Source organism: Pseudomonas sp. GLN_2, assembly GCF_043106005.1.
Taxonomy (GTDB): Bacteria; Pseudomonadota; Gammaproteobacteria; order Pseudomonadales; family Pseudomonadaceae; genus Aquipseudomonas; species Aquipseudomonas alloputida.
Genome location: NZ_JBICMC010000087.1, coordinates 152022 through 175654, shown reverse-complemented (window position 1 = coordinate 175654; position 23633 = coordinate 152022). Strand labels below are relative to the sequence as shown.

Here is a 23633-nt window from a genome sequence, read left to right as displayed (position 1 = left end):
CAAGCAGATGGCTATGACAGTCCATTGCGATATCGTCAGCGCGGAAGGAGAGATCTTCTCCGGCCTGGTCGAGATGGTGGTTGCGCACGGTAACCTGGGTGATCTTGGTATCGCTCCAGGCCATGCGCCGCTGATCACCAATCTCAAGCCTGGTCCGATCACGCTGACCAAGCAGGGTGGCGCACAAGAGGTGTTCTACATCTCTGGTGGTTTCCTCGAGGTTCAGCCGAACATGGTCAAGGTGCTTGCCGATACCGTGCAACGTGCTGCAGACCTGGATGAAGCTCAGGCTCAGGAGGCCCTCAAGGCTGCCGAGAACGCCCTGAATCTGAAAGGCGCGGACTTCGACTACGGCGCCGCCGCCGCACGTCTGGCCGAGGCCGCAGCCCAGCTGCGTACCGTCCAGCAAATGCGCAAAGGCAAGTAATCGGCCCCGGCTGATAACTTCTGTTGCGATTGAGTAAAAGGGTAGCCTCGGCTACCCTTTTTCTTTTTCTGTTTTCTCCCCCGGTCTTTCACTGACCGCCCAGGATTGGTAGCCAGTAATGTCACTCGATATCGTTATTCTCGCCGCCGGCCAAGGCACTCGCATGCGCTCGGCGCTGCCCAAAGTGTTGCACCCGGTAGCTGGCAATTCCATGCTCGGCCATGTTATCCACAGCGCGCGCCAACTTCAGCCGCAAGGTATTCACGTGGTCATTGGCCATGGTGCCGAGCTGGTTCGCGAGCGCCTGGCCGCTGACGACCTGAATTTCGTCATGCAGGATAAACAGCTGGGTACCGGTCATGCTGTTGCCCAGGCACTGCCGGCGCTGACCGCTGACACCGTGCTGGTGTTGTACGGCGACGTGCCGTTGATCGAAGTGGAGACCCTGCAGCGTCTGTTGGCGAAGGCCAACGATCAGCAGCTGGGACTGCTGACAGTCACCCTCGACGATCCGACCGGCTATGGCCGGATCGTGCGTGACGAGCAGGGCAAGGTAACTGCCATCGTTGAGCACAAGGACGCCAACGACGCGCAAAAAGCGATCAAGGAAGGCAACACCGGCATTCTGGCGCTGCCAGCCGCGCGTCTGGCTGACTGGATGGGCCGGCTGTCGAACAACAACGCCCAGGGCGAGTATTACCTGACCGACGTAATTGCCATGGCAGTGGCCGATGGCTTGGTGGTGGCAACTGAACAGCCACACGACGCTATGGAAGTGCAGGGCGCCAACGACCGCCGCCAGCTCTCCGAGCTGGAGCGTCACTACCAGTTGCGTGAAGGCCGCCGTCTGATGGCTCAGGGGGTTACCCTGCGTGACCCGGCACGCTTCGATGTTCGTGGTGAAGTCAGCGTTGGTCGTGATGTACTGATCGACATCAACGTGATTCTCGAAGGCAAGGTGGTCATCGAAGACGATGTGCAGATCGGCCCTAACTGCGTGATCAAGAACACGACCCTGCGCAAAGGCGCGGTGGTCAAGGCCAACAGCCACCTCGAAGGCGCTGTGATGGGAGAAGGCAGCGATGCTGGCCCGTTCGCCCGCCTGCGTCCGGGCAGCGTACTGGACGCCAAGGCCCATGTGGGTAACTTCGTCGAACTGAAAAACGCCCACCTGGGTGAAGGGGCCAAGGCTGGTCACCTGACCTACCTGGGGGATGCCGAAATCGGTGCGCGCACCAATATCGGCGCCGGCACCATCACCTGCAATTACGATGGCGCCAACAAGTTCAAGACCGTGATGGGTGAAGACGTGTTCATCGGTTCGAACAACTCACTGGTGGCGCCTGTGGAAATCAAGGCCGGCGCGACCACCGCAGCCGGCTCGACCATCACCCAGGCCGTAGAAGCGGGTGACCTGGCTGTAGCCCGTGCGCGCCAGCGCAACATTTCGGGCTGGAAGCGCCCGGAGAAGATCAAGAAGAGCTGAGTTATTCACAGCCGTTTCGATCGAAGGCCGACTTATGTGAATAAGTCGGCTTTTTTATTGGCGCTGCCGCGCCTAAAGGGACCGCGTCAAAGCAGAGGCAAACAATCCACAGGTCAGCGACAGCTTGACGAATCGCTCGTCTTAGGTTTTGATTGCAACCATTAACTTTCGAATCGAAACTTAAACGCACATGTCGAAACGAAACACACCACAACGGCGACACAATATTCTGGCTCTGCTCAGCGAGCAGGGTGAGGTAAGTGTGGACGCGTTGGCCAAGCGTTTCGCCACCTCGGAAGTGACTATTCGCAAAGACCTTGCCGCCTTGGAAACCAACGGCTTGTTGTTACGCCGCTACGGTGGTGCGGTGCCGGTGCCGCAAGAGTTGCTCGGTGAACCGGCACAACCCGTCTCTTCGTATAAAAAGGCCATTGCGCGTGCCGCTGTGGGGCGTATCCGCGAACATGCGCGCATTATCATCGACAGCGGCAGCACCACGGCGGCAATGATCCCCGAGCTGGGGCGCCAGCCAGGCCTGGTGGTGATGACCAATTCGCTCAATGTGGCTCGTGCAATCTGCGACCTCGAACACGAGCCGGTGCTGCTGATGACCGGTGGCACCTGGGACCCACATTCCGAATCGTTCCAGGGCCAGGTCGCGGAGCAGGTACTGCGCTCCTACGATTTCGACCAATTATTCATCGGTGCCGATGGCATCGACCTCGGCCGGGGTACCACTACCTTTAACGAACTGCTTGGGCTGAGCCGGGTCATGGCCGAAGTTGCCCGTGAAGTGATCGTGATGGTCGAGTCGGACAAGGTGGGGCGCAAGATCCCTAACCTCGAGCTGCCCTGGGGCAGCGTACACACCCTTATTACAGATGAACGCCTGCCAGCAGCAGCGCGCGAACAAATTCAAGCCCGCGGCATCAACCTGATCTGCGCCGCGATCAGCCAGGAGCAATAAAACATGTGTGGAATCGTTGGTGCTGTCGCCGAGCGTAATATCACAGCCATCCTGATCGAAGGCCTCAAGCGTCTTGAATACCGCGGTTACGACAGCGCCGGTTTGGCTGTACTCACCCAGAATGGTGAACTGCAGCGCCGCCGCCGCATCGGCAAGGTCAGCGAGCTGGAGGTTGCTGTTACTGATGACCCATTGGCAGGCCAGCTGGGAATTGCCCACACCCGCTGGGCTACCCACGGCGCGCCGACTGAAGGCAACGCCCACCCGCACTTCTCGGGCAATGACGTGGCCGTGGTGCACAACGGCATCATCGAAAACCACGAGGAGCTGCGTGAAGAGCTGAAGGGGTTGGGCTATGTCTTCACTTCGCAGACCGATACCGAAGTCATCGTCCACCTGATCCACCACACCCTGAAGAGCATTCCAGACCTGACCGACGCCCTTAAGGCGGCGGTGAAGCGCCTGCATGGCGCTTACGGCCTCGCGCTGATCAGTGCCAAGCAGCCGGACCGCCTGGTGGCAGCACGCAGTGGTAGCCCGCTGGTTATCGGCCTGGGCCTTGGCGAGAACTTCCTGGCATCCGACCAGCTGGCGCTGCGTCAGGTTACTGACCGCTTCATGTACCTGGAAGAAGGCGACATCGCTGAAATCCGCCGTGATCAGGTCTCTATCTGGGACCAGCAGGGCAACAAGGTCCAGCGCGAAACCGTGCAGTACCACGAAGGTGCCGAGGCTGCCGACAAAGGCGCTTACCGCCACTTCATGCTCAAGGAAATTCACGAGCAGCCAAGCGTTGTTCAGCGCACGCTTGAAGGCCGCCTGGGCAAGGACAACGTGCTGGTCCAGGCCTTTGGCCCGCAAGCTGCCGACCTGTTTGCCAAGGTGCGCAACGTGCAGATCGTTGCCTGTGGCACCAGCTACCACGCCGGTATGGTTGCGCGTTACTGGCTGGAAAGCCTGGCAGGCATCCCATGCCAGGTAGAAGTGGCCAGCGAGTTCCGTTACCGCAAGGTGGTGGTGCAGCCGGACACGCTGTTCGTCTCCATCTCGCAGTCCGGCGAAACCGCCGATACCTTGGCCGCACTGCGCAACGCCAAGGAGTTGGGTTTCCTTGGCAGCCTGGCGATCTGCAACGTGGGTATCAGCTCGCTGGTACGCGAGTCGGACTTGACCCTGCTGACCTTGGCCGGCCCTGAAATCGGCGTGGCTTCGACCAAAGCATTCACCACCCAGCTGGTTTCGCTGATGCTGCTGACCCTGGCCCTTGGTCAGGTGCGCGGTACGCTGGAAGCCGGTGTCGAAGCTGAGCTGGTTGAAGAGCTGCGTCGCCTGCCAACCCGCCTGGGCGAAGCCCTGGCCATGGATGCCACCGTCGAGAAAATTGCCGAGCTGTTCGCCGACAAGCACCATACCCTGTTCCTCGGCCGCGGCGCGCAGTACCCGGTGGCGATGGAAGGTGCTCTCAAGCTTAAGGAAATCTCCTACATCCACGCCGAAGCGTACCCAGCAGGCGAGTTGAAGCACGGCCCGCTGGCGTTGGTGGACAACGACATGCCGGTGGTTACCGTTGCACCCAACAACGAACTGCTGGAGAAGCTGAAGTCCAACCTGCAGGAAGTGCGTGCCCGTGGTGGCGAGCTGGTCGTATTCGCCGACGAGCACGCTGGCATGACCAATGGCGAAGGCACCCACGTGATCAAGGTGCCGCACATTGCCGATGCCCTGGCGCCAATCCTGTACACCATTCCGCTTCAGTTGCTGTCTTATTACGTGGCCGTGCTAAAGGGGACCGACGTTGACCAGCCGCGCAATCTGGCCAAGTCGGTGACTGTCGAGTAACGGGTAGTCAGGTGTTGATCAGCTGTTTTTGAATAATAAAGGTTGTCACAAAACAATAAAGGTTGTCACAACGTAATAAAGGTTGTCACAAGGCAGGCTCTGACCGCACATCGGGCCGGAGCCAGGCCTTGGAGATTCGGGTGACAATCCTCTACCCAACGCTGTGACTGTTGTCCTGGCTTAGCCCGCTCTCTGGGGTGTCCCCTGTGCACGACACCTGTCCTCGTCCCGGTCGAGCGGGTCGCCCAATTTTGAGCGACTCGAACAATGGCATCCATGCCCATAGCTCCGGTCAAGGCTGCACATCGCAAGCTGATGACCCAGGCAAAAATAGATAAGAAAATTCAATCGGGTCGTGGGTGTGGAGTCAGAGATTCCTATAAGCCATGGATCAAAGTGTGGGAGATCAAATCAAAGGGTGTCTCTCATATGATCGCGGGAGTTAAAATTCACCGCACACACCACCTGCTGTCCAATGCAGAGCGAGATTACTTAACTGTACTTGAGCACGATGCCTCGATCATCGATATCCGAGAGCAGTATCCTCTGCTGACACAGGCTGAGACCCAAGCTATTGCCTCAAGTATTAACTGTCGCCACCCTATATACCCTGGTACGCAAATACCTGTCGTTATGACGACGGACTTTCTCGTTACCTTCTTGGACTCATCTGGCGAAACTAGGCTTGCTGCTCGATCAGTGAAGTATAGAAAAGAGTTTGAGCAAGCTGATCTTCATGCGCGTAATCGAATAGCAGAAAAGCTAGCCATCGAAGAAAAATACTGGGCAATGCGGGGGGTGGACTGGAAGCTGGTCCTGCATGAAAACCTCTCGAAGATTAAATTAGCGAACCTCAAGATTCTCAGGACATACGCCAGTATTCATCCCTCGTTACCGACGGAGAAGAACATTGGCAATTTGCTTGGATACATCGAGGGGGCAAAGACGGATCAAATACCGTTAAAAATTCTTTTAGATAGAGCGTCTCGTGATCTTTACATTGAATATATGGGCGTAAAGCGCCTCTTCCATCACCTGTTGTGGAACGGTCGTTTAGAGTCAGATCTTACCTCGAAAGTAATAAGCATGTCGCAGCCGTTGCACGTATGGCCGAACCAAAGGTCAGCGGCTTTGTCTCTGCCAAACGAGGTCTCCCATCATGCTTGATCTTAAAATCAACAGCATTGTCACTCCTGGCGCAGAACCTAGCCTGCTAAAAAAAGCGGTTCGGATTGTAGGCATAGATGATGATTCTGTCATTGTGATTGAGCTGAGTACGAATCCCAGCAAACCGTGGCAGATCGAGCGGTCCGTTTTAATTGACGATATTGACGCAGGACGCGCAATCTTAAGTCGAGAAATGGTGCCCTTACATCTACTCAGAAGTGACGATGAAATTAGTGAAAATGAAAAATCGAGCCGAAATCGTAACTGGAGCCTTATTAGAGGTTTAGTAGAAGATCGCTCCGCCTTGGAAATTCTTGGACCGGGTTTTGGGAAGCTGGTTGCTAGGCATGCCCTAGAGGCAGGAGTAGAGCGTAAACAGATATACCGGCTTCTATACCGCTATTGGAGCATGGGGCAGACACCTAACGCGTTTCTTTGGAACACTAGCGCTTGCGGTGGACGGGGAAAGAAAAAGGATCGATCCTCAGGCATTATCCCCGGTAGGCCGCGTAAGTATCGTGGTGTCATTGTCAATGATGGTGGTGCCATCACGCTCGAACAGCGCCATCTCTCTCATATCCGTTTGGCTTACGGGCGGGTTGCTAGCGGCAAATGCGGTACCCTGAAAGACGCACATAAGTGGATGTTAAACAAATTTTATAGAGAGACTCTGCCAGACGGTTCGAAAGGAAATATTGTACGCGGCAGTTACCCGACTACTACACAGCTCAGATATCACGGTAAGCTTTTTTTCGATGATCTTTATAAACTTAAGGTGCGTGGCGGTTCTGTTCGATACAACAAAGATCATCGTGCTATCGTTGGCGCAGCTTCCCAAGGCCTGATGGGTGCGACCCATCGATATGAGATAGATTCCACCATCGCTGATGTATATTTAGTGCATCGCGTTAACAGGCTATGGCTCATAGGGCGCCCCATACTATATGTGGTCGTCGATACCTTTACTAGAATGATTGTAGGGATTCACGTGGGCCTTGAGGGTCCCAGTTGGAATGGGGCTCGACATGCGATATACAATGCTTGCACCCCAAAGGTCGATTTTTGCAAGCGATACAATGTTGAAATAGATGAGGCTGACTGGCCGTGCTCGCACTTACCAGTCGAAATAGTTGCTGACCGGGCCGAGCTTCTAAGTGAGGCTGGGGCAACGCTGTCGCAAAGCTTGGGACTAGCGGTGCAAATTTTGCCTCCCTTCAGGCCTGATTGGAAAGGGATCATCGAAAGCCGCTTCCGTCTGATCAATGAACACCTGGATTTGAAATTTGTTCCAGGCGGAGTAGATGCTCGTAAAATGGAGCGTGGTGATAGGGACTACCAACTCGATGCGATTTTGGATATCGACGAGTTCACAGAAATGGTTATTGTAGGGGTCTTGGCGCACAATAAGAGCCTACGCATACCACACCTATTAAGTCGCGAGATGATTGCTGACGGTATAGATGCGACGCCTATAGCAGTTTGGAATTGGTCTAAAGCTAACAGTCCTATCAATTCTAAAGTGGTTTCTCCGGCTGAGTTGAAAATTGCTTTATTGCCCTCTCAAGAGTGTCGTATCAGTCGAGGCGGTATTGTTTTCCAAGGCGTCCAATATACATGTCAAACAGCTTTGCGTGAGGAGTGGTTGGAGCGCTCGCACAATCTGCGGACGAAGTATGTTCGAGTATTCTACGATCCTAACTCTATTGAAAATTGCTGGATCAAGTCCGAAGCAGGTTTTGAGGCTTTAACTATTGTACCGCAGCAACGGCAGAAATATGGTGGACTCCGTATGGAGGAGGTTCTTGATATGGTCCATGTCTTGAACCAAGTATCGCCGGATGCCCGTTATGACAGTGACAATACTGCGGCGCTTGTAAGGGGGCGGCAAGAGGAAATCCTTGACCGGGCCAAAGCCAAACGTGCCGCACAGGGTGACCCGAAATCGAATGCAGATTTCAAGCGGGACAAACGTGCCAAGCGTGCGACCGAAGCTCAGACCGAGCGCGATTCCCATACCGCTGATCTGAATCAGCTACGCGTTGTGGATCACACGCCCCTTGCGGGAGAAAATTCTAGGCCAGTCACCGGCAGGCCCAGTTCCACAAGAAGCGCGGCGTTTCTGAAACTGGTAGTCAGCGAGGGTAGCGAGACAGAGACATGAACGATTTGACCTTCTCCCCCGCAGAATACATTCCTACAGGCATGCCTCAATATGATGGCAACCCGCTGATTGAATGCTTGCCTAGAATTCTCTCGGATGTTGATGTGGTGAGGCGTGTTGGGAACCTTCCGCCGAAGCCCGACGAGGCCGAACGAGCGTTGCCACCGAAGCTTCGCGGCCATGGGATCAACCGGCTCAAAGATGTTGTGGTGCCTTTCGAAATCCACTTGCGCCTCGAAGACCTATTCAGCCAGCTGATCCGCTACGGCTATTCGGGCCGCAATCCGCTGTTGGCCTCATCTGTTAGGCATCGATTGCCTTCCTCAGCAGATGCCAAGCGCCATGGATTCATGTCCACCGCTGAGACGATGACCCTTATTGGCTTGAGTGGTATGGGCAAGACCACAGCGCTTAATTCCATAGCAAGGCTTTATCCGCAGGTGATCAGTCACAGCAGATATAAAGACGCGATTCTCATCGAAACCCAGGTTGTGTGGCTAAAGATTGAGTGCCCTCACGATGGCTCGTTGCGCGGTTTTTGCGCAGCATTCTTCTCTGCACTGGACGCTGCGTTAGGTGTCGAAAAATACTCTCGCAGGGGCGGTGCCGCCAACAGCATCAGTGTAATGCTCCAGAATATCAGTCAGCTGTGCAAAACCTTTTTTATCGGTGCTTTGATAATCGATGAAATGCAGCATCTTTGCTCGTCGCGAGGGGGGCAGGATCGGGAAAAGTTACTGAATTTCTTCGTAACTTTATCCAATGATGCGGGCGTTCCGCTTGTCTATGTAGGGACCAACGCAATGCTTCCGCTTTTTTCTGGTGTGTTGCGTAATGCCCGAAGAGCGGCGGGGATGGGACCAATCGCCTTTGACCGTTTCAGTGAAGACGATCCGTTTTGGCATCACTTGGTGTCCCAACTCTGGGCCTATGACTGGACGGAATCTTGCGCTCCCCTGACGAGTGACCTCCTGTCCAAGATCTATGATCTCACCCAGGGCAATACAGATTTCCTAGCGAAACTGCTTATGCTTGCGCAGCGTCATGTTATTTGGGAAGGAATCGACGCCATTACGCCAGCCGTGCTTCAGCAGGTGTATGACAATCAAATGAGGCTTTTGCACAAGCCCATCGAGGCCCTTCGAAGCGGTGATCCTCTTCAGATTGCTGATTTCGAGGACATGATGCCTACAAAAGACCAAATCGCTCAGATGATGAGCTATGACTTGGCTCGCCGGGCGGACCGGGCTCATCTTTCGCTACTTACACAGAACGTGATAACACCTTCACCTCTAGCAAATGACAAATCGGTGCCGAAGGCTCCGAGTCGTACGGTCGTACCGGTTGCTGACGGCGCGTTAACTAACGTGCATTTTTCGAAGGACGAAGACCTTCAGGCTCAGCTCGAACAGCGCGGCTGGGTGGATAGGGATTCTTCCTGGTAATTTGACGCAGGGGAGCTCAGGGCAGTGGCTAATCTTCTGTTCTTCCCCCAACCGTTTCCGGATGAGTCGCTCTATAGCCTGGCCGTGCGCTATCACAAGCTAGCAGCGAATCAGGGATACCGAGCGACCAGCCAAGAGCTGTTCGGTAGCTACTCGCGTACCTGCGGTTCCATCCTGCCGTGCTGCTTAGAGGCTCTGTCTGAACGTCTCAGAGGCGCCTTCTCCGTAGGAGAGCTGATCGAGCGCTTCACGCTTTTACCGCTTTTTCTGCCTTTTTTGGACGAAGAGAAGGGCCGCGATGCTGCCGTTCTAATGGGAGGTAATCGAGGTACAGGCCTCAAGATGGCCTTGGGCATTACAGCATCGCGTTTCCTCCAACACGCCTCGTTTAGGTATTGCGAGAGCTGCGTCAGAGAGGACATTCTGGAGTGCGGCTCAGCCTATTGGCATCGTATTCACCAAGCTTCGGGCACTTGCATTTGTCCACGCCACAACGAAGTACTACAGGCGATTAGATTCCCCGGAGGGTCAGATTGGCGTTGTATGTTGCTTCCGGGGGAATCTGCTGGAACGCCGGTTATGGACTGTGGTGACCACAGCGGGGCCGTTGCCATTGCCCGCATGCAGCTGTGGGGGCTCGACCATCCCGGTGAGATGAAAACGATTAAGGCTGGAAATTTGCTCAGGAACCGTTTAGACGAGATGGGTTTTATCAGGTCTGGACGAATTAGAGAGCAGATGCTGAGAGATTTTTTAACCAGGCGACTTCGGTGCAGTCCTCGCGCCGCCGAATTCGAAGAAATGGTTCGATCCGCTGAGTGGGTCTTTCAGATATTGCGGCGACAAGGTCGAACCGTACAGCCTTTCAAGTTCTATTTTCTCTGCTGGCTCCTTGATCTAGAGCTGGAGCACCTGAAGACCTACCGTCCAGAGGCCGACAATCGCGCTGGTATTGTGGTCCGGCCTGATGAACCGAATAACCTCATCCCGGATGATGACCTTCACGCCCGGCGAATAGCGTTTGCGAAAAGTACGAATCTCAAATGTCATGACAAGCCGGGCTATCAGTGGTTGTACCGCCACGACAGGGAATGGTTGGCCCGCTATATTGCTGGGAACCCCTACCACAGAGACCGAAGAATTTTGATCGATTGGCAATCTAGAGACTCGGCCCTTGCGTTGGAGCTCGCTAAAGCGAAGACGATGATTCTTTCTGTAGACGGAAAGCCTCAGCAGGTCACCCGCGCTGCTCTATGTAGGCGTGTCCTAAACGCTCATGCTTTCCTAAAGATGCCGGACTACTTTCCGATGAGCACTAAGTTGATGGCGGGTTTACTTGAGTCTACTCATGACCATCAGCTACGTAAAATCCGGTGGGCAATTCGAGAATACTCGCTGACTGAAAACTGTGCGATGAGTGTTTTATACCGTTATGCAGGAATAAGAGTATCTCGCGTGTCCGAAGATGAAGTCTTTACGCAGATTCGTGACGATATGGATTAGTTTTCATGGCTTCGTGCAAAAGCTTATTGAATATGACTGTTTTCTTCTCGCGCAGCATGTCTTGCTCATTCTTATTATTTAGCAAGTTAAAATACTTTTCAGCGGTGTGGCATCCAAGAAACACATAGATAGGATATTTGTCGCTGGTAGAGATACTGGCATGGGTGAGTCTCGAAGTTATGCCCATTTCTTCGTTGATCAGTTTGGAAATATCAAGCTGGTTTTTTTCGAATGCGCTCGTTCGATTTATCATGAGGCTTGCATATGCGACAAAGTCTGCCATTCCATCCTTGATCATCGGGCCGCGATAGTCCAAAAGGTCTGCGACAAATTTGGCGTACATATGACGGTTTGATCCGAATTCATGCTTTTGACGTCTTGACCATGTGTTAACCTTGCTGCACTTGGCTAGGTGATTAATTTCGTGCTTTCTCATTGGTATTGAGCAGGTCGGGCACGTCTCGATTAGAGCGCAGGCATGAGTACTGCACACCTGTACGGAACCCAACACGTGCCTGCGATGAATATAGGGGCTTCCGCAATTATCCAGGTCATCGCGAACACAATCTGGACAAACCTTTTCCCAAGTCTTCGGTGTGACGATTGCGGTCGCTCGATGACGCCCGAGGGCAGCTAGCATAGGATACAAAGTGTGATTGTTTAGGGCTAAGTCCGAAATCTTGTGTTCGTCTAGCAGCTTTGGGTAATAGAATTCTTGATGCGGCCGCCACTCTGTTTGCAATCTCCCCAAAGTCTTATTAATTCCGAACCCAATACGAGGTTTCGCTTTTATATAGAAATCTTCAGTTTTCAACGTTTTAATGCCTAGAAGCTCATTGCCACGCTTAAGCGCAGATGCGATATATTCTCCAGGTAATGGTGCTAATATTCTCATGTTTTTATGTTATTTCACGCGTCGCTAGGCGCGTGGTATTTTAGCTTGGTTAAAGGTAGCGGTTTTCACCGATATTACGCAGCTTTTATGGCCCAGGTGTTTCAGATGAAAGGGCGCCGGAAAGTCAAAACTGAAAAATGGTCTATGATTCAAGAGTACACTAATAAGGCCCGTTCTATTCTTGCCAATAAGGCAAGCACGTGCAGTGGTTTTTTGAAGTTTGATCATGAAAAAGCTGATATAGAACCACTGGGAAAGTTAGCCGGAAAGCCTAGGTCATTGCCTCGGCATGATCGCTGAGATGCTTGGCACTTAACACAAGGACAGCTTCCATCCGGACCCAGGCTGTTCAGTCCGACTTATTATCAGGAAGATAGGCTAAGGTTTCCAGGCCCACGATATTGTTCAGATGCTTGATGAGCTCAGTTCGGACCTTCCGCAACCCGCCTCTGCCGAGGCTCCTATCCGCGCTGTAAATGGATGCATGCCCTGGGTTGGCTGGCTCATGTTCAGATTCAATGACCGGAGATGCTTGAACCTCAAAGTAGTCCTGGCCTGACGGATCCCGGTCTTCTCTGAGCTTCGCGCAGAAGAGCTGGGAGAACTTCGCGAACTCGCGAACATCAGGTTTGTTGGCTCGTTGGGCGTCCACGCGATGCTCCAACACCGACAGAGGAGTGAGTATTGGGCGATCAACACTGAATCCCCGATCCTTTAGGTCGGCGAGGCTCACAACAGACGCCAAGAATTCTTGACCATCGTGCTGCTCTGGGCAGAAGAAGGCTCTGACCAAGCTCTCATCGTCGGACAGTGGCGGTACATCCATGAACTCAGTTTCCCCGGATAATCTTCAAGACCTGTTCAGGAAGCTGCTCAGTAACGGAAGACTCATCACTCATGAATTCCTCGCCCGCCGCTGTCTTGGCGTAGAAGGAATAGCTGCCGTCGCCATAGAAGCCAAGGTCGATATAGCCTTGGAGGTTCCTCCAGGAGAAATTGACTTCCCCGTCCGCTGCTGCGGTGACTGCCGGCAGTTGGAAGTCTCCAGTAGGAAGAACGCTGCTCGCAAACTGCTCGGCTTCATCGATGGCCGATCCGGCAGGAACTTTAGCGGCATAGCCGTCCCAACCGGGCTCTAGGTCGAGTAGGCCACGAATCTTCGACAGCAAGCTGTTCTTAACGGTGTGAGCTTGGCGGAAATCGTAGAGTGGAAACTGTGCGCCTTTGAGGTGCCCTCGCAGCGTGCCTTCCACGTTGCTGCCAACCACAGAGCTTCGCGAAGCCCAGGTGTAGGTAATGGTGAAGCAATCAGTGCTTCTTATCGTTTTCTGAACACCACCAGCTTTTGCGTAGATGATCTTGCTCCTGCCTTGGCCCTTTGTGGGAGGGAGCCATTTAATACCCCCAGCGGTGGGCTCGGGAGCATTGGCGAAAGGGTTGCTGAGCATCGTAGCGTTCATTGTGTCCTTCCTATGACCAAGCTGAGGCGACGACACGCGTCCTCAGTCAGAAGGTCGTTGATCACCAGCTTGTTCTGATCGTGTAGCGGCTCAAAGAACTCATGGGCAACGCGAGAGAACTGGTCTGTATCAACGGAGCAGAGCAAAGCATCACCGTCCTCTTCCCGCCGGAGCACCTGAACGTGATCAATCGTTACGTAGGTATGGGGCGCTTTATGCTGCACCGAAACGGCTGAGGAGTTCACGTTCAAGTGATTCAGTATCTGTTTTCCATTGGGGTGCAGCCAAAACCAACCGGAGTTGTTGTGCCAGCGATCAGCCGATTCGAAATTCTTTCGGCACAGATAGCTGCTGCTCGGGTTGCATAGCAGACGAAGATCGTAGCTTCCCTCAGATGGCTCGTACCGGAACTGATCTACGACCTTGAACCCCAGCGATTTTAGGTCAAGCGCTGCCTGGGCGTGCAGTGCCAGCTTGTCCAGGAATTGAAAAGCGAGCTTCGAAACGGCCTCCCATCGCGTGTAAGCGGTGCAATGGATGGAAACCTGAATCCCATCAGTAATGCGCACAGCCCATTCAGGAGCCTCGTTCTCCAATTCATCCCCATTGGAGAAGGTATAGGTGAAGATTTCGCGCTGACTTGATTGGAGGGTCGCGGGGTCGAAACTCACTTCGTAGGAGCCTGTCTTATCCATCCGAGCAAGGGCATCGCCATAGGCGAGCGCCAAGTCCTCTTCGATTGCCTGATCCGACAGAATCGGAGCTGCAAATTCGAAAAAGAACACTGTTTCAACGACGGCGTGTGCACCGTGAACCGGCTTGAACATGCCTGTACTCATGGGTGGAAAGCTCCAAATTCCGAGCAGTTTGGAACGCTAGCCAAAGGTAATCGGAAGAGAAATTGAGAAGACTCTGTGGCTTGATATGCGCCGATTTCCATTTGGCGGCCTTCCTCATCTCAAGTGTGGCAGATCCGACGAATTTCAAGGGATGAAATACCCCGTCAGGCTCTGACCAACGGCCACCCTGATGGGGCCGTTGGCCAGAGCCTAGCCTCTCAAAATAGCTGTGGCAACTCTTATTTGAGGCTTCTTTTCTGGCGGATTAGTTTCCATTTGAAGCCTCAAAGGTATTCAAATCATGGCCTTGCGGGGCTGCCCCTTGGGAAGACGTACGTGCCTTGGAAGCGAAATGGATCTAATCTGGATGCTCAACGCACTAGAGGAGGTCGATGCAGTGAGCCCGACGAGCATGCGCCCATCTATCCCATCGCGAGCGCTTCCACCGACGTTCCATTTGATTCATGCCCACCCTGACGATTTGGGTCAGCTGGAGCTCCTGCGTCTTGTCCAAACAGGATTTTTTTTCAGCGACGTGGAGTGCATGGTCGAGTCCTCAAGCCTATTCAAGGCTCGTAACCTGGTCGGGCGAATCACAGGAAGATCGACCAGAAGCATTCACCGTCGGAGCCATCCCTTTCAGGCCTATCGCCTGGATGCCCAGCAGAGCGCGGTGGCGTTTCAATATGCGAAAGGACTGGAGCTTGCGTCGAAGGTATTTGGCTCTCAGATGCTCGCGGAGCAGTGGCTTTGTCGGCCGTGCGGCCGTTTGATGGGGTTTGTACCCTTCGAGATGCTCGACACGTCGCTCGGATTCAGCGTGGTAGCGGACTATCTTGAGCGTCTTCGCCTGGGTGTCTATCAGTAGTGTGCCTGAGGGGGAATTGGTATGCCGTGAAGACGCAACGCTACCTCCCTCTGCAAGCCGGACTTACAACCTTGTAATCCCCGTATCACTCAATTGACAGCGACAAAATCCTAATCTTCAGTCACGTCTATTGGAGTGATTGAAATGAAAGTCATCAAAAGTATCGCGGCCATCCTGGCCATAGTGGCCTCCTCAACCGCGCTCGCCGAAGGAGGATCCGACCGTCTATACGGGAAGATGATTCAGGCCAATGAGCAAGCAATGCGAGCTTATGCAGCCGCCAATGATAAGAAGCCTCCGGAGGTGATCCATTATCGCTACGGGATGCGGCTCGACGTGGCGAGGGTAATCAGCATGACATCGACCAAGGCGAGCTGTGACGTGATGCCAGCACAGATGAACTACGAGGATTCCAATGGAGACCTGAAAATCCTTGAGTACCGGACCGCTGGTATCGGTTGCCGGGGCCAGAACTGAGCACTGATCGAGCGGGCAGGACTCACGCTGATAGCCGGGTTGAAGCGTCGATTCCGGCGATTGATCGCCTGGTTACCGACTTTCATGGGTGGTGGAGTACGATGAGGATTGGTAGCTCAGGCAGGAGAGCCCAATGACTGAATCAGCGCGCACCACGGTTAAGTGCTTTGATCCCGGCGACGGCTCCGGCGATCTGATTGTGGAATTACCCGACGACATTCTGCGCGAGCTCAGGGTCACGACGGGCGACAGACTCTCCATAGAGCTCATCAACGGCGATATCGTACTCAAGCCAGTCCGCGAGCGCCGCGAATCTGATTAGCTACGCGTTGCAGGCCCTCTGTGTCGTCGTGTTGAGCTGATGAAGCTTTCTAGCGGGGATACATGGGACGGCAGTCAGCCTACTGCCATCCTTCTATTCGGTGCGTTATTTGGCTGGATAGTTGGCGACTACTAGGTCCTCGCCGCTTTTGGTTAACCCAATGACTTGGTAGGCATGGCTTACGCCATCAACCTCCATGCCTGGGGATCCAGCTGGCATTCCTGGCACGGCGATCCCTACCAGATCGTTCCGCTCCTTGAGTTCTCGAATCTGCTCAGCTGGCACGTGACCTTCAACAAACTTTCCGTCAATCACGGCTGTGTGGCAGGAGGCTAACCGTGGCGCTACGCCCAGCTTCTGTTTCACTGCGCTCATGTCCGTCTCAACATGGTCGGTCACTTTGAAACCATTGGCTTCCAGGTGCGCGATCCACTTCTTGCAGCAACCGCAGTTCGCATCTCGGTGAACGTCGATGGACAATGGCTCTGCGGCGTAGGCCGCCGAGGCCACCAGCAGCCCAGCGATTGCGGCTAGCCGAACGAGTATCCGGTTAGTTGGCATGAGTGTGCTCCTTACCGTCTTTGTGAACATGCGTCTTTGTCGACGATTTCGGGTGGGCGTCCGAATGGGCTTCGGCCGCATTGTGGTCACCGTGATGATCTGCCGCTTGGGCGGCGCCTGCGGGTGCAGCTCCATGTTCGTAAGCTGTCTGAGCATGGTCGTCATCTGCCGCTTCGTCGTGATCGCCACGCTCGGCATGACCGCTCCCGCCGTGCTGGCCCTCATGATTATGCATATCGCTTTCACCGCCGCCGTGCTGATGGCCGCCGCTCGTGGCCACCAACGCCTTGTACTGCTCAGGATTCATTTGGGGCAGTCGGTCAAGGAAAGCGACGATTCCCCAGATGTACTCATCACCCATGCTCTTGCCCCAAGCGGGCATGCCGGTGGCTTTGATGCCGTGCTTGATCGTCCAGAATGCGGCAGCCGGATCGCCTCCAACACCCACCTTGGTGAGGTCAGGTGGCGACGGGTATAGCGCTTGGCTAAGTTCTGTCTTCCCAACGCCTGGGGCGAGGTGGCACCCAATGCACATGGCGTTGTAATTGCCTGCGCCTGCCTTGATCAACGCAGCGTCCTTCAGGTCAGGCACTTCAATGTCTCGCGCTCGAACCTCAATCGACCGGTCGCGAGCCATGGCGAGAAACGAATGGACAGCCGGGAAGTGAGGATCATCGGCGCCGACATTCACCAAGCCGAAATACGCGGTGCCCAATACCGCAGCACTTCCGACAGCACCGGCCACAAGCAGCGTTGTAATTGTTCTTTTCATGTTGGAATTCTCAGAACCACATCCTGATGCCGGCAACGAAGCGTGCCTCATTAACATCTCCACCCTCGTCTCGGATGAAGTCAGCGGTGTTGCCGTAGGAGCGGCTCCAGGTAACGCCTATGTACGGGGCAATCTGACGGACGATTTCATACCGTAGACGCAGCCCGACTTCGGTATTGGCCAGACCCGAGCCAACACCGCGCTCAGGATCGTTCTTGCCATAGAAGTTCGCCTCAGCCGTGGGCTGCAAAATCAAGCGATTGGTCAGCAGGATGTCGTATTCGCCTTCAAGACGCGCAGCAGTCTGGCCGTTTTCGCCGATGAACGCCGTAGCTTCGGCCTCGAAGTCATACAAGGCCATGCCCTGAATACCAAAGGCTGCCCAGGTCTGCGGTGATTCCGGTTTGAAATCCTGACGGACCCCGGCGACTACGTCCCACCAAGGACTGACCGAGCGCCCGTATAGCAGTTGCAGCTCAGCGTCTTCGGTTACCCTATTGGTGCGCTCGCCTTCCGAGCGAACCCAGAGTCGATTGATGTCGCCGCCTACCCAGCCTGATGCGTCCCAGGCCAGGGTGCTGCCCTCATCGGCGTCTTGGTATTCGAGCTGGTCCAACAGGAAAAAGCTGTTGATTCCGCTGTCGTGCACCTGGTGGCCATCCAAAGGCGGAAAGGCTGCCTCGCGGTCAGCATCCGTGAGTACTGGAATCGGCGTACGGCTCGTTGTGGTCTGAGAAGTCGCTGAACCATGGTTCATCTGGGAATGGTCCATGCCCTTCATCGAACCGTGATCCATGCCCTTCATGTTTCCATGGTCCATTTTGCTGTGGTCCATCTTGCTATGGTCCACCGGGCTGGATTTGCTCTGGCTTTGAGCATGCCCCATCTGGCTGTGATCAACATGGGCAGGCTGTTTCTGCTGTTTGCTCATCCCCATCTTGCTGTGATCCATCGCCGGTATCGATTCGGACGGAGCAGCATCCATTTGCATGGAACCGTGCCCCATTTCCGAATGATCCATGCCTGAGTGATCCATTTCTTCAGCGGCGAAGCTGGGCGTTACGCCCAGCATGCCGATTGAAACAGTCAGGGCCAGCAGCGAAGGCCGCCCAAAGCTATTGGCCATCTTTCCCTGCCTTAGCTTTGTCGCTGCCATGCGATTCCATCATTTTGTCGTGATCCATGCCTTCCATCGAGCCATGGTCCATCCCCTTCATCGAGCCATGGTCCATACCTTCCATGGACCCATGGTCCATGCCTTCATGGTTCATCCCCTGACCCTGCTTGTCCTGCGAACCTTTGGCTTTACCGGCCTCGGTGGATTTCTGGGAATGCTGTTCATGGTTGTCGCTAGACCACGACGACGGGGCATAAACAGCCAACATGCCGACCATCGCAGCAGAGAGGAAAAAGGCGCTTCGTTTCATTGGTTTGCTCATCTCAAATCTCCAGTTCATTCGTCCACACGGACTTCTCGGAACATGCCCATTTCCATGTGGAACAGTAGGTGACAGTGATAGGCCCAACGTCCCAAGGCATCTGCGGTGACGCGATAGCTTCGTTTTGAGCCAGGTGGCATGTCGATGGTGTGCTTGCGAACCATGAAGTTGCCGTTCTCGTCCTCCAGATCACTCCACATACCGTGCAGATGGATGGGGTGAGTCATCATGGTGTCGTTGACCAAGGTGATGCGAAGACGCTCGCCATATTTCAACCGCAGCGGTTCAGCGTCGGAGAATTTGATACCGTCGAACGACCACGCAAACTTCTCCATGTGCCCGGTAAGGTGCAGTTCGATTGTGCGTTCAGGCTCTCGGCCATCGGGATCGATGAAGGTGCTCCGCAGATCGGCGTAGGTCAGCACTCGGCGCCCGTTGTTGCGCAGGCCAATTCCGGGATCGTCCAGCTTCGGCGTCGGCGACATGGTCTGCATATCGACCAACGGGTTGTTGGTCTCGGAAGCCGGATGGCTCTGCATTGCACCGCTCATGCCGGCCATGCCTTCATCACCCATCCCAGCCATCTTGCTGTGATCCATGCCGGCCATGCTGCTATGGTCCATTCCAGCCATATTGCTGTGGTCCATGCCGGCTATGTTGCCATGGTCCATCCCAGCCATCTTGCTGTGGTCCATCCCGGCCATGTTGCCGTGATCCATTCCAGCCATCTTGCTGTGGTCCATGCCGGCCATGCTGCCATGGTCCATCCCAGCCATCTTGCTGTGATCCATGCCGGCCATGTTCCCCTGGTCCATGCCAGCCATGCCGCCGTGATCCATTCCGCCCATGCTGCCGTGGTCCATGCCCATATCGCTCATGGCGATGATCGGGCGTGGATCTACCTCCGGTACAGGCGCTTGCAAGCCTTCACGAACTGCCAGGGTGCCTCGGGAGTACCCGGTACGGTCCATGGATTGCGCGAAGATTGTATAGGCCTGCTCGTTTTCAGGTTCGACGATGACATCGTAGGTTTCGGCAACGGCGATCCGGAACTCATCGACCGATACGGGTTTGACGTACTGGCCGTCAGCAGCCACAACCGTCATCTTGAGCCCAGGAATCCGGACATCGAAATAGGTCATGGCCGAGCCGTTGATAAAGCGCAGGCGGATCTTCTCGCCGGGCTTGAAGAGTCCCGTCCAGTTGCCGTTCGGAGCCTGGCCGTTCATGAGGTAGGTGTAGGTATACCCGCTCACGTCAGCGAGGTCGGTGGGGCTCATCTTCATTTCAGCCCACATCTTCCGATCCGCTACAGCGGCCGACCAGCCTTTCTCGCTCACATCGTCAACGAAGTCGCTAACTGTGCGCTTGTGGAAGTTGTAGTAGTCAGATTGCTTCTTGAGTTTGGAGAGTACCCGCGCCGGGTCTTCATCCGTCCAATCGCTGAGCATGACGACGTAATCACGGTCGTACACAAACGGCTCCGGATCCTTGGCATCGATCACCAACGCCCCATAGACCCCGGACTGCTCCTGGAAGCCTGAGTGGCTGTGATACCAGTAAGTGCCGTTCTGGTGGACCTTGAACTTGTATTCGTACATGCCATCGGGAGCGATGCCGTGGAAGCTCAAGCCCGGCACACCGTCCATGTTGGCGGGCAGGATGATGCCGTGCCAGTGAATGGAGGTGTCCTGTTTCAGCCGGTTGCGTACGCGCAGCGTCACGGTGTCGCCTTCGCGCCACCGCAGGATCGGCCCTGGCACGGAGCCGTTGATGGCCATGGCCGTACGAGCTGCACCCGTGATGTTGACGGGCAGTTCGCCGATATACAGATCGAAGTCCGTGCCGCTGAGCACGTTCGGTTGGCCAGGGCTGGTCACGGCCCAGACCGGCGCGCGCCACATGCCGAGCCCACCCAAAATTCCGGTAGCGGCCAGGCCTTTGACGAAAGATCGTCTCGTGGTTTTGCTTTGCATGCCGTTGCGTCCAGTCAGGTAGATCGCTGATATCCAGGCTGCTCGATGGCGCAGCCCTTGGGTTCATTGGAGCTCTCACCAGTCTCGTAGACTTTCGCCACTGCGCGAGGCTGATGAGAGGCCGTAGTCTGAAACTGCCATAGTTCAGATTCCGGGGTGATTACATTTCTGTAAGCTCGGATCAGCAGCTTTCGTGGCCCGCGTGCTTGCTCGACTGGGCGGCGACTGGGGCCTGCTCTTTCTTCTCCTGCGCAACCTGGTAGGCCTGCATGGAGCTTTGGCGAGCCGCTTCCATCCGCGCAAAGGTCCGGTCCGCGCCGCCCTCTGCCAGGGCGATGCCTGCCATGCCGAAGGTAACGACCATCACAATTGCTTTGACCATGTTCATCTGGAGATCCTCAGTGGGTTCTGCGCCTCATGGCGTCAGGTACAGGGTCAAGTTAGCTTCGCGGTGCTGTCAGAAAACTGATCTCGACATTACTTTTCCGTCAGCTTCTGGTTGGGCGACTTTTTTCCTGCAAACTGGAGATGCACCCCGCGTGGATGAGAGCAGATGAAATTACTCGTAGCCGAAGATGAGCCAAAAATCGGTGTCTACCTCCAGCAAGGCCTAACAGAAGCTGGCTTCACCGTTGACCGGGTCATGACAGGCGCTGACGCCTTGCAACAGGCACAGAGCGAAGCGTATGACTTGCTGATCCTCGACGTGATGATGCCGGGGCTCGATGGCTGGGAGGTCCTGCGCAAGATCCGTGCGGCGGGGCAGGATGTGCCGGTCCTTTTCTTGACGGCCCGAGACGGCGTAGACGACCGCGTGAAAGGCTTGGAACTGGGCGCGGATGATTACCTGGTGAAGCCCTTTGCGTTCTCGGAGCTGCTGGCTCGGGTTCGCACGTTGCTGCGCAGAGGCAACGGTGGTTCTGCTCAAACCACTATGAAGATGGCAGACCTTGAGGTAGACCTGCTCAAGCGTCGAGCTACGCGAAACGGCAAGCGGATTGACCTTACTGCCAAGGAGTTTTCCCTGTTGGAGCTGCTCATGCGCCGTCGCGGCGAGGTCCTCCCAAAGTCGCTGATCGCTTCTCAGGTGTGGGACATGAATTTCGACAGTGACACCAACGTGATCGAGGTAGCGATTCGCCGACTGCGGGCCAAAATAGATGACGACTTCGCGCCAAAGCTCATCCATACCGCCCGAGGCATGGGCTACATGATGGATGTGCCCGAGTGATGCGCCCGCAATCATCGCTCGTCAAGCGACTGACCCTGATGTTCATGTTCGCGGTGACTGCTGTCCTGGTGGTTGCCGGGGTGGCTTTCTACGGGCTCAGTCAGCACCATTTCCGGATGCTGGATGAGCAGGCGCTTTCCGAAAAGCTGGAGTCAACGCGTCATATCCTGTCCATCTCAGCAGCGCGAGGCGGGCTCCACGATCAGGAGCAGCAGCTGCGGGCATTGCTCGGCGCACATCAGGATTTGTCGGCGAAAATCACCAAGGCTGACGGTACGGTCCTTTTTTCAGACCCCAAAGCCTCCCAAATTCCTCAGCGATTCGAGCAGGCGCACCGGGGTGCGGTCTGGGAATGGCAGGATGAATCGCAGAACTTTCGCGGCATTACCGCCCAGCTGACCATTGCAGGCGAGCCGGAGCCGGTGACGGCCGTGCTGATGCTCGATGTCACCACTCACGCGCATTTCTTTGTCACCCTGCAATGGTGGTTCGGCATCGGCCTGGTGATCAGCGCGATTGTGAGCGCAGGCTTGGGTTGGGTCGTGGCCAAGAGTGGGCTTCGGCCTGTTGGGCAAATCACCAAAGTGGCCACCGGGATGTCGGCAAGATCGCTCCGCGAGCGCATTCCCCTGGAGCCCGTACCGCTTGAGCTTCAGGAGCTCATCCTGTCTTTCAACGGGATGCTGGGACGGTTGGAGGATGCATTCGTTCGGTTGTCCAACTTCTCTGCCGATATCGCTCATGAGTTGAGAACGCCTGTCAGCAACCTTCTGACCCATACCGAAGTGGTGCTCACCAAGAAGCGTGACCTGGATGCCTATGAGGAAAACCTCTATTCGAACCTGGAAGACCTCAAGCGCATGTCGCGCATGATCGACGACATGCTGTTCCTCGCCAATGCGGATAATGGTCTGATCGTGCCCGAGCAGATCGATGTGGAGCTTTCCGAACTCGTATTCAAGCTGTTCGAGTACTACCAGTTCCTGGCTGAGGATCAAGGCATTCAGCTGACCCTCAAAGGTCGTGGCAAGGTTCGTGGCGATCGCCTGATGATTGACCGAGCGCTTTCCAACCTTTTATCGAACGCGTTGCGCTACACCCCGGAAGGCAACGAGATATCAGTGCAGATCGAGCAGACGCCTGAAAGCGTGACGCTTTCCGTGCGTAACAGCGGGGTAACCATCGACCCCCAGCACATTGGCAAGATCTTCGACCGATTCTATCGAGCCGATCCAGCCAGGCGCGAAGGCGGCCCAAGCAATGCAGGCCTGGGGCTGTCGATAACCCGCTCTATCATCGAGGCTCATAGTGGACGAATCTGGTGTACTTCAGCGGAAGGTGTCACAACTTTCTTCATCAGTCTCCCAGCCTCCAAGCGGTTGGTTAGTGCAGCCTCAACCCCTTAATGCTGAACTCATCCCGGTAACCTATACTCGCCCATCATGAATCGGTTCATTCGACTGCTCACCATCCTGATGCTTATCATGGCGCTTCCGCTTAACGGGATGGCGGGCATCGATTCGGCGACTGAACCTTGCCCAATGCAGACCATGGGCATGGAAATGATGGCGGGTATGGATCATGACTGCTGCCAGGACCAAGACCTGGGCAAGGCCGGCGATCACGCCAAATCCTGCAAGGTCGGCCAGGAGTGCAGGACTGCCAGTACCGTACAGCTCAGCTTCCTGACGCCTGGGCTGACCTTTGCCAAGCCACGACCTGCCGATACCTACGCGGTAGGCATAGCAACAGGCTCTCCCCCCGATCCATGGCGGCCTCCCCGCGTCTGATTCCCTCT

General features: G+C 55.2%; 24 protein-coding genes and 1 pseudogene. 14 read left to right on the top strand and 11 right to left on the bottom strand.

The annotated features are described in order from the left end of the window. The first annotated feature begins 7 nt into the window (after positions 1-7). The 8 genes from ACF8Q6_RS21770 to ACF8Q6_RS21735 all read left to right on the top strand — a co-directional run bounded on the left by ACF8Q6_RS21770 (position 8) and on the right by ACF8Q6_RS21735 (position 10995). Positions 8-427: a F0F1 ATP synthase subunit epsilon gene (locus ACF8Q6_RS21770; RefSeq protein WP_016489909.1), complete on the top strand. Its 420-nt coding sequence runs from the start codon at positions 8-10 to the stop codon at positions 425-427. 118 nt (positions 428-545) lie between these two features. Continuing rightward, positions 546-1913 (top strand): bifunctional UDP-N-acetylglucosamine diphosphorylase/glucosamine-1-phosphate N-acetyltransferase GlmU, encoded by a 1368-nt coding sequence (gene glmU, locus ACF8Q6_RS21765; RefSeq protein WP_010955885.1) that lies wholly within the window; start codon positions 546-548, stop codon positions 1911-1913. Between the two features lie 190 nt (positions 1914-2103). Beyond that, positions 2104-2880 (top strand): DeoR/GlpR family DNA-binding transcription regulator, encoded by a 777-nt coding sequence (locus ACF8Q6_RS21760; RefSeq protein WP_003253204.1) that lies wholly within the window; start codon positions 2104-2106, stop codon positions 2878-2880. Between the two features lie 3 nt (positions 2881-2883). After that, positions 2884-4719: a glutamine--fructose-6-phosphate transaminase (isomerizing) gene (gene glmS, locus ACF8Q6_RS21755; RefSeq protein ID WP_392489771.1), complete on the top strand. Its 1836-nt coding sequence runs from the start codon at positions 2884-2886 to the stop codon at positions 4717-4719. 267 nt (positions 4720-4986) lie between these two features. Then, positions 4987-5886, top strand: a complete 900-nt coding sequence (locus ACF8Q6_RS21750; protein ID WP_324737270.1) for a TnsA endonuclease N-terminal domain-containing protein — start codon at positions 4987-4989, stop codon at positions 5884-5886. Then, entirely contained in the window at positions 5879-8047 is a 2169-nt protein-coding gene (locus ACF8Q6_RS21745; protein ID WP_324737269.1) for a Mu transposase C-terminal domain-containing protein, read from the top strand. The genes ACF8Q6_RS21750 and ACF8Q6_RS21745 overlap by 8 nt, the downstream gene beginning before the upstream one ends. Continuing rightward, on the top strand, positions 8044-9492 hold the full coding sequence (locus tag ACF8Q6_RS21740; protein ID WP_324737268.1) for an ATP-binding protein: 1449 nt from the start codon (positions 8044-8046) through the stop codon (positions 9490-9492). The genes ACF8Q6_RS21745 and ACF8Q6_RS21740 overlap by 4 nt, the downstream gene beginning before the upstream one ends. Before the next feature lie 24 nt (positions 9493-9516). Continuing rightward, entirely contained in the window at positions 9517-10995 is a 1479-nt protein-coding gene (locus tag ACF8Q6_RS21735) for a TnsD family Tn7-like transposition protein (protein ID WP_324737267.1), read from the top strand. Here ACF8Q6_RS21735 and ACF8Q6_RS21730 read toward each other — a convergent pair. The 5 genes and pseudogenes from ACF8Q6_RS21730 to ACF8Q6_RS21710 all read right to left on the bottom strand — a co-directional run bounded on the left by ACF8Q6_RS21730 (position 10967) and on the right by ACF8Q6_RS21710 (position 14177). Then, a complete protein-coding gene (locus tag ACF8Q6_RS21730; RefSeq protein ID WP_392489773.1) occupies positions 10967-11338 on the bottom strand; it encodes a hypothetical protein in 372 nt (123 codons plus the stop codon). The two genes, ACF8Q6_RS21735 and ACF8Q6_RS21730, sit on opposite strands and share 29 nt — an antisense overlap. A 135-nt stretch (positions 11339-11473) precedes the next feature. Beyond that, positions 11474-11890, bottom strand: a pseudogene (locus ACF8Q6_RS21725) (TniQ family protein); the annotation flags it as partial. Between the two features lie 349 nt (positions 11891-12239). Continuing rightward, positions 12240-12716 carry a hypothetical protein gene (locus tag ACF8Q6_RS21720; protein WP_324737265.1) on the bottom strand — a complete coding sequence of 159 codons (477 nt, stop codon included), beginning with the start codon at positions 12714-12716 and terminating at the stop codon, positions 12240-12242. 4 nt (positions 12717-12720) lie between these two features. Beyond that, positions 12721-13350, bottom strand: a complete 630-nt coding sequence (locus tag ACF8Q6_RS21715) for a hypothetical protein (RefSeq protein WP_324737264.1) — start codon at positions 13348-13350, stop codon at positions 12721-12723. Further along, positions 13347-14177 (bottom strand): TIGR04255 family protein, encoded by an 831-nt coding sequence (locus ACF8Q6_RS21710; protein ID WP_324737263.1) that lies wholly within the window; start codon positions 14175-14177, stop codon positions 13347-13349. Before ACF8Q6_RS21710 ends, ACF8Q6_RS21715 begins: the two co-directional genes overlap by 4 nt. A 364-nt stretch (positions 14178-14541) precedes the next feature. Between ACF8Q6_RS21710 and ACF8Q6_RS21705 the strand changes: the two genes are divergently transcribed. From ACF8Q6_RS21705 to ACF8Q6_RS21695, 3 genes are all read left to right on the top strand, one after another. Further along, positions 14542-15057 carry an antitoxin Xre/MbcA/ParS toxin-binding domain-containing protein gene (locus ACF8Q6_RS21705; protein ID WP_324737262.1) on the top strand — a complete coding sequence of 172 codons (516 nt, stop codon included), beginning with the start codon at positions 14542-14544 and terminating at the stop codon, positions 15055-15057. A gap of 144 nt (positions 15058-15201) precedes the next feature. Then, positions 15202-15534, top strand: a complete 333-nt coding sequence (locus ACF8Q6_RS21700) for a DUF2790 domain-containing protein (protein ID WP_094010837.1) — start codon at positions 15202-15204, stop codon at positions 15532-15534. A 133-nt stretch (positions 15535-15667) separates the two neighbouring features. Further along, the gene (locus ACF8Q6_RS21695; protein ID WP_324737261.1) at positions 15668-15856 is read left to right on the top strand and encodes an AbrB/MazE/SpoVT family DNA-binding domain-containing protein; all 189 of its coding nucleotides are present in this window, start codon (positions 15668-15670) and stop codon (positions 15854-15856) included. 105 nt (positions 15857-15961) lie between these two features. On the opposite strand, the gene ACF8Q6_RS21690 is transcribed toward ACF8Q6_RS21695, so the two are convergent. The 6 genes from ACF8Q6_RS21690 to ACF8Q6_RS21665 all read right to left on the bottom strand — a co-directional run bounded on the left by ACF8Q6_RS21690 (position 15962) and on the right by ACF8Q6_RS21665 (position 20992). Continuing rightward, positions 15962-16417, bottom strand: coding sequence for a DUF411 domain-containing protein (locus ACF8Q6_RS21690; protein WP_324737260.1), 456 nt, complete (start codon positions 16415-16417; stop codon positions 15962-15964). Continuing rightward, entirely contained in the window at positions 16407-17189 is a 783-nt protein-coding gene (locus ACF8Q6_RS21685) for a cytochrome c (RefSeq protein WP_324737259.1), read from the bottom strand. Before ACF8Q6_RS21685 ends, ACF8Q6_RS21690 begins: the two co-directional genes overlap by 11 nt. Before the next feature lie 10 nt (positions 17190-17199). Next, positions 17200-18315, bottom strand: a complete 1116-nt coding sequence (locus tag ACF8Q6_RS21680; RefSeq protein ID WP_324737258.1) for a copper resistance protein B — start codon at positions 18313-18315, stop codon at positions 17200-17202. Then, positions 18305-18628, bottom strand: a complete 324-nt coding sequence (locus ACF8Q6_RS21675) for a hypothetical protein (protein ID WP_324737257.1) — start codon at positions 18626-18628, stop codon at positions 18305-18307. Before ACF8Q6_RS21675 ends, ACF8Q6_RS21680 begins: the two co-directional genes overlap by 11 nt. A gap of 14 nt (positions 18629-18642) precedes the next feature. Next, positions 18643-20604, bottom strand: a complete 1962-nt coding sequence (locus tag ACF8Q6_RS21670) for a copper resistance system multicopper oxidase (protein WP_324737256.1) — start codon at positions 20602-20604, stop codon at positions 18643-18645. 181 nt (positions 20605-20785) lie between these two features. Further along, positions 20786-20992, bottom strand: a complete 207-nt coding sequence (locus tag ACF8Q6_RS21665; protein WP_019470284.1) for a co-regulatory protein PtrA N-terminal domain-containing protein — start codon at positions 20990-20992, stop codon at positions 20786-20788. A 165-nt stretch (positions 20993-21157) separates the two neighbouring features. Between ACF8Q6_RS21665 and ACF8Q6_RS21660 the strand changes: the two genes are divergently transcribed. From ACF8Q6_RS21660 to ACF8Q6_RS21650, 3 genes are read left to right on the top strand one after another with little or no spacing between them, the layout of a single operon-like run. Next, positions 21158-21835: a heavy metal response regulator transcription factor gene (locus ACF8Q6_RS21660; RefSeq protein ID WP_324737255.1), complete on the top strand. Its 678-nt coding sequence runs from the start codon at positions 21158-21160 to the stop codon at positions 21833-21835. Beyond that, the gene (locus tag ACF8Q6_RS21655; RefSeq protein ID WP_324737282.1) at positions 21835-23241 is read left to right on the top strand and encodes a heavy metal sensor histidine kinase; all 1407 of its coding nucleotides are present in this window, start codon (positions 21835-21837) and stop codon (positions 23239-23241) included. The genes ACF8Q6_RS21660 and ACF8Q6_RS21655 overlap by 1 nt, the downstream gene beginning before the upstream one ends. A gap of 36 nt (positions 23242-23277) precedes the next feature. Then, positions 23278-23625, top strand: coding sequence for a hypothetical protein (locus ACF8Q6_RS21650; RefSeq protein ID WP_324737254.1), 348 nt, complete (start codon positions 23278-23280; stop codon positions 23623-23625). The last annotated feature ends 8 nt before the right edge of the window (positions 23626-23633 follow it).